Origin of the sequence: Paramagnetospirillum magnetotacticum MS-1 (genome assembly GCF_000829825.1) — a bacterium.
GTDB lineage: Bacteria > Pseudomonadota > Alphaproteobacteria > Rhodospirillales > Magnetospirillaceae > Phaeospirillum > Phaeospirillum magnetotacticum.
Window position 1 is genome coordinate 108086 of the sequence record NZ_JXSL01000024.1, and the last position, 10518, is coordinate 118603.

The window sequence follows — 10518 nt, forward strand, 5'->3', positions numbered from 1 at the left end:
AAGGGGAGCGCCGGACATGTTCACCATGGGAAGCTTGGGTCTGGGATCGCCACGGGGTTTCGGCGGACCGGCCTCGACCGGAATCGCCGCCCTCGCCCATCTTGTGCTGGCCGGACTCCTGATGATGGGTTTCGAGACGGCGGAACGGCCCAAGCCGCCCGCAGCCTCCATGATCGAGGTCCGCTTCACCGCGCCGCCACGTCCCGTTCCGCCCCAGGCCCCGCAGGCCGTCCCGCAAAAGCCGCTTCCGCCGCCGCCCCCCAAGGCGCCCGCGGCGAAAGTGGTGAAGGCTCCGTCTCCACCGGTTCCCACCGTCACCTTGCCCGTTGCCGAGGCGGCTCCGGCTTCTCCTGCCGCCCCGGCGGCTTCCGTTGTGGCCGAGCCCGCACCATCGCCCGTGGTCGAAGCGCGTTTCGACGCCGCCTATCTCAATAACCCCAAGCCCCCCTACCCCGTCGCCTCGCGGCGGATGGGCGAGGTGGGAACGGTTTTCCTGCGGGTCCTGGTCTCCGAGAACGGCAAGGCCATCGAGGTCATGCTGAAGCGTTCTTCCGGTTCGGCGCGCCTGGACCAATCGGCGTTGGAGACGGTCAGGACGTGGAGCTTCCAGCCCGCCCATCGCGGTGGAACGCCGCTGCAAAGCTGGGTGGTGGTGCCCATCGAGTTCAACCTGAATTGATCCATTGGAGAATGACGACGTGAGAACCGAAATCGGATTGGCTCATTTCTGGGAACAAGGCGACATCGTCAGCCACACCGTGGCCATCATCCTGGCTTTTCTCTCCGTGGCGAGTTGGTCGGTCATCGCCCTTCGCTTCGTCGCGCAGATTCGCGTCAACCGAAGCGTCGACGGCGCGCTGGAAACCTTCTGGTCCGCCCCCACGCTGGAAGAGGCGGTGGAGCGGATGACCCGGCGCGACTATTCCGGCATCCTGGCGGGCCTCGCCAGGATCGGGGTCGAGGCCGCCCGCATCCATGCCCAGCACGAAGAGCGCGGCATCGGCTCGGGTGTTTCCAGCAGTGAATTCCTGACGCGGGCCATGCGCAATTACATGGTCCGCTCCCAGGCCCGGCTGGAAAGCGGTTTGACCTTCCTGGCCTCGGTGGGATCGACGGCGCCCTTCATTGGATTGTTCGGAACGGTCTGGGGAATTTTTCACGCCCTGGTCGGATTGTCGGGCGCCACCCAGGTGGTGTTGGACAAGGTGGCCGGACCGGTGGGCGAAGCCCTGGTGATGACCGCCGCCGGGCTGTTCGTGGCCATTCCCGCCGTCCTGGCCTACAACGCGCTCAATCGCGCCAACCGCCTGATCGGGGCCTATCTGGACGGCTTTGCCCATGACCTGCACGCCTTCCTGACCACGGGCGCGCGGGTCGCGGGCGGCCACTGAACGGAGAAGAGGAGGCGGATCATGTCGTTCGGATCTTTCGGGGAAGGCGCGGGCAATGCCCCCATGGCCGATATCAACACCACGCCGCTGGTGGATGTGATGCTGGTCCTGCTGGTGATCTTCATCATCACCGCCCCGCTGTTCAACCAGGCGGTTCCCGTGGATCTGCCCAAGGTCGATGCCACGGCCCTGGACGACAAGCCGAATGTGGTGCACGCCGACCTGCAGGCCGACGGAACCCTCATCCTCGACGGACAGCCCAGCGACCGCCAGCAATTCGAGACCCGCTGCCGCACGGCCGTCGCCGCGGGCAGGGAGGCGGAACTCCATCTCAGGGCGGACCGGGCGACCCGCTATGAGCGGGTGGCGGAGGTCATGGCGGGGGCTCAGCGCTCCGGCCTCACCAAGATCGCTTTCGTCACGGATCCCGCAATCCAGTAGAAATGCCGGTCGCTGCGTTGTTCAAGCCCTGGGTGGATCGACCCAGGAGGCTGGTTTCAGCAAAGGCCTTCATGGACAATCCGATGATCCAATCGGAAATCACCATGGGAATGCGCGACGGGGTCAGGAAGGGAAAGCTGCGCAGAAACGCCACCAGGGTGGATAGTCCGCCCGCCCCAATCCCCCGGACCATCAGGCGGGCCAGGATGCCTGCCCTCTGGCCCATGGAATAGCCGCTGCCATAGACCGGTGCCTGCAGGTACTTCATCTTGTTGCGAATCCGCCGCCCGATCTCGGGCCCGGTGAGCAGCCTGCGGTAAAGCTCCTGATAGGCTGCCACCATGGCGTCGATATTCATGGATCTGGGCGCGATATTGGTGGTCAGACAGGTATTGTCGGCATGGCCGTCCAGGGGCAGGAGGCGGCCCTCGCGCTGCATTCTCTCGTGCAGCGGCGTACGCGGCAATGCCATGAGCAGACCGATCATGGCCGACTGGATTCCCGCATCGGTGATGAACCGGTACTGGTGCTCGAAGGTCGCCATGGTGTCGTGGTCGAAACCGATGATGAACCCGCCCAGGACATCGATGCCGTGGGCATAGATCCGCCGGACGGCCGTCAAAGGGTCCTCGCGCAGATTCTGGACCTTTCCGGTTTCCTTGAGGCCTTCGGGATCGGTGGTCTCGATGCCGATGAACACCCAGCCGAAATTGGCGGCGCTAAACAGGTCCAGCAATTCGTCATCCTGGGCCATGTTGAGCGAGGCCTCGGTGCCGAAGCTGAAGAAATAATCGTGGCGGCGCTGATACGCGGCCAGGAAACGCAACAACTCCTTGGCCTCCTTGGGGTTGCCGATCAGATTGTCGTCGACGAAAAAGACGCTACGGGCGCCAAAGCGGCGCAACTGATCCAATTCCCGCTCGATCTGATCCAGACCCTTGACCCTTGGGCGGCGGCCGAACATGACGATGATGTCGCAAAATTCGCAGCGGTACGGGCAACCGCGCGAAAACTGCAGCGTGACATTGGAATAGACCCCCAGCTTCAGCAGGTCGAAGCGGGGAACCGGCGAATCGGCCAAGGCCACCGTCCCCGTCTCGTGATACAGGGATTTCGGGCATCCCGCCTCGAAGTCGCGGCAGAATTCCTTCCACACATACTCGGCCTCTCCGGCCACCACCGTATGGGCGTCCTCGGCGTAGTCCCCGTGGCAAAGCGAGGCATAGCTGCCACCCGCCACCACGTAATGCCCCTGCCGGCGGAAATGGACCAGCAACTCCCGCTGGCGCGGCATCTGCACCCCCATGCCGCAGATGCCGACGATGTCGGCTTTGGTCTCGAGCGGAACCGGCTCGATATTCTCGTCGATGATTTCCACATGCCAGTGGGCCGGGCAAAGGGCGGCCAGGGTCGCCAGACCAAGGGGCGGATTGACCGCCCGTTTGCCCGGCAGAACCTGATCGATGGCCCAACGGAAGCTCCAAAAGCTTTCGGGGAATTTCGGATTGATCAAAAGCAGATGCATGAAGCGATCGTTCCTGGGCTGCGGATCGCTGATACGGGGAATGATCTTATCTTAACGGCGCCCCCCCACAAATTCCCTCAACCCCTTAGGCCCGATACGGGGAACCGCTTAAATTACAAGGGGAATGAGACCTTCATGAACGGCATAACGGGTCAGGTCCGCGGTGCCGCTCAACTTAAGCTTCTGCTTGATGTTGCGGCGATGCACTTCGACGGTCGCCACGGCGATGCCCAGCAGGGACGCAATCTCGGAAGACCGTTTGCCGCTGGCCAGCAATCCCAGCACTTCCCGCTCGCGCTTGCCAAGCACGCTGGGCGGCGGGGCGGCGCTGATCTCGCCGGGCTGGACGTGACGAAGCATGGTATGGGTGACGTCCGGAGACAGAAAACTGCGCCCCGCCGCCACGGCGCGGATGGCCGAGACCAGTTCATCCGCCCCCGCCGACTTGACCACATAGCCATGAGCCCCGGCCTTCAGCATCTCCTCGATATAGATCCGGTCGGCGAAACCGGACAAGGCGACGACCTGCAGACCCGGATGACGTTTCAGGGCCGCGCGCGCCACCTCGATGCCATTGATATCGGGAAGAGCGATATCGAGGACCAAAACATCGGGACGAACATTTTCCAGTGCGGCAAGGGTGTCCGATCCCGTACTCGTCTCGGCGACGATTTCCAGATCCGACTCGGCCTCAAGCGGAACCCGAAGGGCCTCGCGGAACATGCGGTGGTCATCGGCCAGCATCACATGAATGGTCATTGCGCCACCTCCTAGGTGTCCATGGGCATTTCCAAGATAACCGTGGTGCCGCCACGAACACCGCTCGAGATCCCCATGGCACCCTTCAGAAAGACCAGCCGCTCATGGACGCTGGGCAGTCCGAAACCTTTTCCGGCCAGGGCCGTATCACGCCAATCGCCGATTCCGCGCCCCTTGTCCGCCACCGCGATGACAAGCCGTCCCTTGGCGGCGCTGACCTTGACCGTTGCGGTACCGACCCCGGCATGCTTTGACACATTGATGAGAAGCTCGCGCACGGCCCGGAACAATATGGCCGCCTGCGATGGGGTCAGGGGCTTTGGCGCACCGTCATCCTCCACCGCGACCTCCAGGCCGTAGACCCGCTCCATCTCGGCGGCCAGGGAGGAAAGCGCTGGCACCAGCCCCAAATCCATCAGCGCCGGGGGGCTGAGCTTGGAGGTCAGGGCGCGCACGTCCCGGCTTGCCTCCGACAGCAGGCCGCTCAGATCATCGAGCAGGGCGCGGGAAGGAGTCTCGGGCGGCAATCCCTTGGCCAGGGTCTCCAACTTGATGCGGGCCACATGCAGTGTCTGGCCCAGACCGTCATGCAGGTCGGTGGCGATGGCGTGGCGCTCCCTCTGCTCGGTCAGCATTTCCTCCACCGCCAATTGGCGCAGATACTCCATGCGCACCGCGGCAAGCTGCTCCGCCTCGGCCTGCTTGCGCACAGAGATATCGATGAGCGCCAGACGGAGATTGGCCTCGTGATCATCGCCCGTGATGCGCACGCAATCCAATTGGGCGGGAAACCAAAGCCCATCGCCCCGGACAAGATGAAGCTCGATCGTCCGTCGGCTGCGTTCGCCGTCCCGCATCATGGACAGCAGAAAGCGGTGCCAATCATCGCCATCCTCGGGCGCCACCAGGACGCTGAAGCGCGTTTGATGCATCGCGGCGCGCTCGCGCCCCAGAAGGCTGGCGGCCGTGAGGTTCATCCCCTCGATCAGACCCTTTTCGGAAAGGGTGACATATCCCACCGGTGCGAAATCGAAGAGATCCACATAGCGGTCACGGGACTCCTCCAAGGCCAGTTGGGCCCGGCGCAGTTCCTCGTTCTGCATCTCCAGTTCAATCTGATGAACGCGCAGTTCGTGGAGGAGACTCTCCGCCGAAGGCAATTCATCGGCTGAAAGCGAGGACGCTGTCGAAAGAACCTTGTCTTTGATCGCGACCATGGGGCTTGCCCTCTCTGGCTCACGAATAAGGAGCCGAAAGCGATAAATTTTTCCGCCCGGAAGAGTTTAGCACGAGATAGGGCCGATCCACGAACCCTTCTCACCTGCCAAGCAGAGGAGCGATCCGCGCCAGGGATTGCGGGGCGGTCGGACGCGCCGCCGGGTCGCGGGCCATTCCGTCCGCCACCCAGTCCGCCAGGGCCCCTGGTAAGGACGGAACAAGCTCCGTCAGGGGCGGCCTGGCCTCGTCACCCGGCAATTGCCCGCTCAGCAGGCGATAGGCCATGGCCGCCGTGGAATAGATATCCGTCTGCCCATCGACCGCCCCCGTCCCGCCGCGCTGCTCCGGGCTGATATAGTCCAAGGTTCCGAACCAGGCATTGGAGGCGGCATCGGTGGCGGCGCCTTGGCGCGCCATGCCGAAATCGCACAGCTTGACCACGCCCTCTTGCCGCGCCGTCAGCAAGATATTGGCCGGCTTGATATCGCGGTGAACGATGCCCCGGCCATGCAGATAGGCCAGGGCCGACAGGACCTGGAACAGGATCGGCAAAGCGACGGAGACGGCCAGCCGCTGCGGCCTCTCGTCTTCGGCCATGCCGGGCTCGTCCGTGTCAAAGCCGGTCAGACGCGGCAGATTGGCCCGCATGAAGGGCAACACCAGATAAGGCGCGCCGTCGGGCATGCGTCCGATCTCATGGACCCGCAGGATATTGATATGGTCCAGCGACGCCATGATCCGCCCCTCGGCCACGAAACGGCGCAGCCACTCGGCCCGGCTGAAAGGCGGTTCCGGTTTGGCCGCATCCACGGCGAAGACCTTGATCACCACAGGGCGGCCCAGAGCCTGATCCGAGGCCAGATACAGGCGCGAAAACACCGTGTCGATCAGATGGCGGGTGACGGTGTATCGCCCGATCGTCTCCATATCCGCCCCTTTCCAAGAAAAAGGGGCCGCCCCAAAGGACGGCCCCCGATCCTAATCCCAAACCTTGGACTACCAGACCACCTTTTCCACATTGTGGAACTCGATGGTGTCCTGGCTGCCGTCATGGTTGGTGACGATGACCGTACCGCTGGCATCGTGGGCGCCGTTGGTGGCCTGAGCCACATGATGGCCCTGGGCATCCACCGAAACCGCCCAACCCGACACGCCTTCAATATTGACCGCAGAGATCTGGTTATCGTGGGTCAGATCCAGGGTATCGGTCCAGTTGGAACCGCGGCCGCCATCCACCACGTCGTGGCCGAAGCCGAAGTCGAACAGGAAGGTGTCGCTGCCCTGATCGCCGAACATGACATCGTCACCGGTCCCGCCGGTGATGGTGTCGTTGCCGCCGCCGCCATGGATCTGGTCGTTACCCGCACCACCATCCAGGATGTCGTTGCCTGCGCCGGTGACCTGGATACTGCCGTTCACCATCTTGGCGTCGCCGTAGATGATATCGTCGCCCGCCCCGGCGCTGATCACGTCATTGGTGCCGTTATCCACCAGGCTGTAGCCGCAGCCCCCGACATTGCCGCCATGGCTGCCGCCCGAATAGCGGTAGGTATAGCCGCCCTTGCCGCCCAGCAGCAGATCGTTGCCGTCGGTGCCGAACAGGTCGTCATTGCCGGAATTACCCACCAGGGTGATGCCGGGAATGGCCGAGCCGCCGCCGATGGCGCCGTCGCAATGGACAACATCACCGACACCCGCCACATCCAGGTTGGACGTCTCGGTGGCATTTGCGGTGATGTGGACGTCAAAGCCGGTGGTCCCCTGGGCCACATTGAGGTTCAGCGACGCGGCGCCGTCATAGTGGCTGGAGTCGACGTTGAAGTCCCAGCTGCCATCGGTGTTGTGCACCAGGGTGCCTTCGTTGCCGGTATAGCTGAGCGAAGCACCGGTGGCCAAGGCGTCGATGTGGTAGCTCAGCGTCTCGGACCCGTCGGTATCGTTGAGGTGGCCGCCGAGATCCACATGATAGCCGCTGGCCGTATGGGTGACCGAGGTGTCCAGGTCGAAGGTGACCGACGATCCAATGCTGTTCAGACGGGCATAGGTCTCGCTGGTGACGCCTGAAGTTCCGTGGCTGGAGACGGCACCCACCATGATGCCGTTTTCCGCCTGGAAGGTCAGGCCATCCACCTGGATCCTATCCACCAGAACGTCGCGGCTGTTGGAGCCGTCATTATCGACGATCTTGATGTCGGCGCCATTCAGCAACTGGTCATGCTGGGCGTCGGTCAGGGTCAGTGAAACCGTCTTGTCCGAGGTGGTGCTGCGATTGACTGTGTAGTGGCCGAGATTGGTGCCGCCCAGATAGACGTCGAAGCCGGCAGCGGTGCTATTGCTGCTGCTGTCGTTGACGTAAAGGTTGATCGCCTTGCTGTCATTGCCCAGATGGGCCACCGACACGCCGTTGGAGCCGATATTGGCGTCGAAGGTCGCCGCATCGGCCACCGCATCCACATGCAGCGCGCCGCTGGTATGGGTGGCGATGCCTGTATCGGTCACCACGTCGTAATTGACCGTGACATCGCCCGACCAATTGGCGTTGGGCGTGAAGGCATAGCCGTCATGGCCATCCGCATCCACCGCATGGACGAAGCTGCCCACCACATTGCCGTTGGTATCCACCGCCGACAGATTGGCGACGTGCAAGGTGTTGTCCACATCGGTGGAATTGGCCAGCAACTGGTCGGTGCGGATGAAGGTCTGAGCATCTTCCGTGCTGGTGCCCAGAGCCGTCGGCCCGGTCACCACGGTGGCGTCGTCGCCCGGATTGAAGTCCAGATTGACCTTTTGGGTGGTGGTTCCGCCCATGCCGTCATTGACGGTGACGTTGAAGCTGTCCGTGCCCTTGAAGTTGGGATCGCTGGAGGTGAAGTGATACTCGCCCGTCGCCGCATCGATGGAGACGGTGCCATGCGCTGTCGCCATGGAGGTGATGGGCGAGCCGTTGGCATTGGTGCCCAGCGAATAGCTGAGCGTATCGCCATCGGAGTCCGTCACATGCACCGCACCGTCGGCATGGCCGGTGGTGTAGTTGCTCTCCACGCTGGTCACCTGCGGCGGATGGTTGAGGTCGACGTCGTTGCCGTCCACCGTCACCCGCAGATCCTCGAAATTGGTGGCCTTGAGGCCGCCCAGGCTCTGGAAGGTGAAGCTCTTGCCCGCATTGGCGGGGTCATCGACAAAGCTGGCGAAATTCATCAGTTCCAGACGCACCGCATGGGTGTACTGGGCAGGCGTCAGATCGACGTTCAGGGTGTCGAAACCCGCCCCGCCGTCATAAACGTCGCCCGTGGTCTGGCCGCCGATGGCCACCACGGTATCGTCGCCCGTGCCGGTCAGGATGGTATCCGCCCCGGCCGAACCGGTGATCACGTCGTTGCCCGCGCCGGTGTCGATCACCTCGACGTTCCGGATGGTGGTGTTCGAGAAGTCGAGATAGTCGTTGCCCGACCCGGCCAGCAAGGTGTCGGTGCCCGCACCGCCGTCGATCACCTCGATGGAGTGCATGTTGCCAAGATTGCTGGTCACCGAGATGACATCGGCGCCCGAGCTGCCCAGGATCGTATCCACGCCCGAACCGCCGTCATAGATGTCGCCAACGCTTTCGGTCGCGCCCGACACCTTGAAAGTGTCGTTGCCCGCGCCGCCATACATGGTGTCGGCCCCGGCGCCGCCGGTGATGGTGTCGTTGAAGCCGCCCGAGAAGGAGACGTTGAACGAGGAGTTGGTCACCGCCGTGCTGGTGCCGTCCAGGGTGGTCACCGCCACATTGATGGAACCGCCCATACCGGTCGGCGAGGTCAGTTGCAGGCCGGTCAGGTCGGCGGGCGCCAGGGTCCAGGTGCCATCGCCATTGTCGACACCGTGATTGAGCGTCGCCCCGCCCGGGATGTTGGACAGGGTGATGGACCCCACCGACTCGCCGGTGATGGCCGAGGCCGAGATGTTCAGGTTGACGGTGACCGACGTGTCGCCCGTCGGATCGTCACCGTAGAGAGTGTCGTTGGCCGTGCTGCCGTTGATGATGTCGGAGCCCGAGCCGCCTTGGGCATAGCCATCGCTGGCGGTATAGGTCGCGCCCGACTGGGCCGACATGCTGGCGTCCTGGGCGTTGATGGTCGCCGCATCCGCCTGGGCGTTGACCGTGATGCCCACACTCTGGTTGACCGTGCCGCCATGACCGTCCGACACCTGCACGGTAAAGCTGTCCGTTCCGTGCCAGTTGCTGTCCGAAGCGGTGAAGGTGAAATCGCCGCTGGCATTGACCGCCAATGTGCCGTGATGGCCTGCGGCGGCGTTGTCGGTGACGGAATAGCTAAGCGTGTCGGTGGCATCCACATCACTGGCGGTGATATGGCCGGTCACCACCGAATTGGCGCTGGTGGTGCTTTCATTGCCGGTCCCGCCGGTGACACTGCTCACCACCGGCCCGTCATTGCTGCCGGTGATGGTGACATTGACCGTGCTGGCGGCCGAGGCCGAGCCGTGGTTGTCCACAGCCACCACCTTGAAGCTGTCGCCCAGGGTCTGGCCGACACCCAGGCTGGAATCGCCGGTGGGGGTGAAGGTGTAGTCGCCGGTGGCGGCATTGATGGTCACGGTGCCATGGGCGGTGGTCAGGCTATCCACCTGATTACCGCTGGCGTCCATCAGGTGATAGCGGACCGTATCGCCCGTATCCACATCCGCGCCCGTCGCATGGCCGGTGATGGCGGTATGGTCGTTGGCGGTGGTCACGTTGGCCACGCTGACCGTCGGGCCGTCATTGGAACCGGTGATGGTCACCGCCACGGTGCTGGGCGCCGAAGCCGCGCCGTGATTGTCCACGGCCACCACCTTGAAGCTGTCGCCCAGGGTCTGGCCGACACCCACCGAGGCATCGCCGGTCGGCGTGAAGGTGTAATCGCCGGTGGCGCTGTTGATGGTCACCGTGCCGTGGGCCGTGGTCAGGCTATCCACCTGATTGCCGTTGCCGTCCACCAGATGGTAGGCCACCGTATCGCCCGTATCCACATCCGCGCCACTCGCATGGCCGGTGATGGCGGTGTATGGTCATTGGCGGTGGTGACGTTGGCGACACTCACCGTCGGGCCGTCATTGGAACCGGTGATGGTCACCGCCACGGTGCTGGGGGCCGAGGCCGCGCCGTGATTGTCCACGGCCACCACCTTGAAGCTGTCGCCC

The 10518-nt window shown here is 63.7% G+C and carries 9 protein-coding genes; 3 read left to right on the forward strand and 6 right to left on the reverse strand.

Annotation, left to right across the window (positions count from 1 at the left end; genetic code table 11):
* Positions 1-16 precede the first annotated feature (16 nt).
* The 3 genes from CCC_RS22110 to CCC_RS07255 are packed head-to-tail and all read left to right on the forward strand — an operon-like array spanning position 17 to position 1832.
* Entirely contained in the window at positions 17-679 is a 663-nt protein-coding gene (locus CCC_RS22110) for an energy transducer TonB (protein ID WP_041040554.1), read from the forward strand.
* Positions 680-698: 19 nt separating this feature from the next.
* The gene (locus CCC_RS07250; RefSeq protein ID WP_082036537.1) at positions 699-1391 is read left to right on the forward strand and encodes a MotA/TolQ/ExbB proton channel family protein; all 693 of its coding nucleotides are present in this window, start codon (positions 699-701) and stop codon (positions 1389-1391) included.
* 21 nt (positions 1392-1412) lie between these two features.
* Complete coding sequence (locus CCC_RS07255; protein ID WP_009869448.1) at positions 1413-1832, forward strand: ExbD/TolR family protein; 420 nt, start codon at positions 1413-1415, stop codon at positions 1830-1832.
* Here CCC_RS07255 and CCC_RS07260 read toward each other — a convergent pair.
* From CCC_RS07260 to CCC_RS22760, 6 genes are all read right to left on the reverse strand, one after another.
* Complete coding sequence (locus CCC_RS07260) at positions 1810-3357, reverse strand: radical SAM protein (RefSeq protein WP_052472992.1); 1548 nt, start codon at positions 3355-3357, stop codon at positions 1810-1812. The two genes, CCC_RS07255 and CCC_RS07260, sit on opposite strands and share 23 nt — an antisense overlap.
* Before the next feature lie 108 nt (positions 3358-3465).
* Positions 3466-4116 carry a response regulator transcription factor gene (locus CCC_RS07265; RefSeq protein ID WP_009869451.1) on the reverse strand — a complete coding sequence of 217 codons (651 nt, stop codon included), beginning with the start codon at positions 4114-4116 and terminating at the stop codon, positions 3466-3468.
* Between the two features lie 11 nt (positions 4117-4127).
* Positions 4128-5333: a PAS domain-containing sensor histidine kinase gene (locus CCC_RS21120; RefSeq protein ID WP_052472993.1), complete on the reverse strand. Its 1206-nt coding sequence runs from the start codon at positions 5331-5333 to the stop codon at positions 4128-4130.
* Between the two features lie 100 nt (positions 5334-5433).
* On the reverse strand, positions 5434-6261 hold the full coding sequence (locus CCC_RS07280; protein WP_009869453.1) for a serine/threonine-protein kinase: 828 nt from the start codon (positions 6259-6261) through the stop codon (positions 5434-5436).
* 69 nt (positions 6262-6330) lie between these two features.
* The gene (locus CCC_RS07285; protein WP_152619730.1) at positions 6331-10329 is read right to left on the reverse strand and encodes a beta strand repeat-containing protein; all 3999 of its coding nucleotides are present in this window, start codon (positions 10327-10329) and stop codon (positions 6331-6333) included.
* The coding region (locus CCC_RS22760; RefSeq protein WP_152619731.1) for a VCBS domain-containing protein at positions 10281-10518 on the reverse strand (238 nt) is incomplete at its 5' end. The genes CCC_RS07285 and CCC_RS22760, both read right to left, overlap by 49 nt.

Coding starts and splice junctions, on each gene's coding strand:
- CCC_RS22110 (WP_041040554.1), top strand. CDS start 17: ATGTTCACCATGGGAAGCTTGGGTCTGGGATCGCCACGGGGTTTCGGC.
- CCC_RS07255 (WP_009869448.1), top strand. CDS start 1,413: ATGTCGTTCGGATCTTTCGGGGAAGGCGCGGGCAATGCCCCCATGGCC.
- CCC_RS07260 (WP_052472992.1), bottom strand. CDS start 3,357: ATGCATCTGCTTTTGATCAATCCGAAATTCCCCGAAAGCTTTTGGAGC.
- CCC_RS07265 (WP_009869451.1), bottom strand. CDS start 4,116: ATGACCATTCATGTGATGCTGGCCGATGACCACCGCATGTTCCGCGAG.
- CCC_RS21120 (WP_052472993.1), bottom strand. CDS start 5,333: ATGGTCGCGATCAAAGACAAGGTTCTTTCGACAGCGTCCTCGCTTTCA.
- CCC_RS07280 (WP_009869453.1), bottom strand. CDS start 6,261: ATGGAGACGATCGGGCGATACACCGTCACCCGCCATCTGATCGACACG.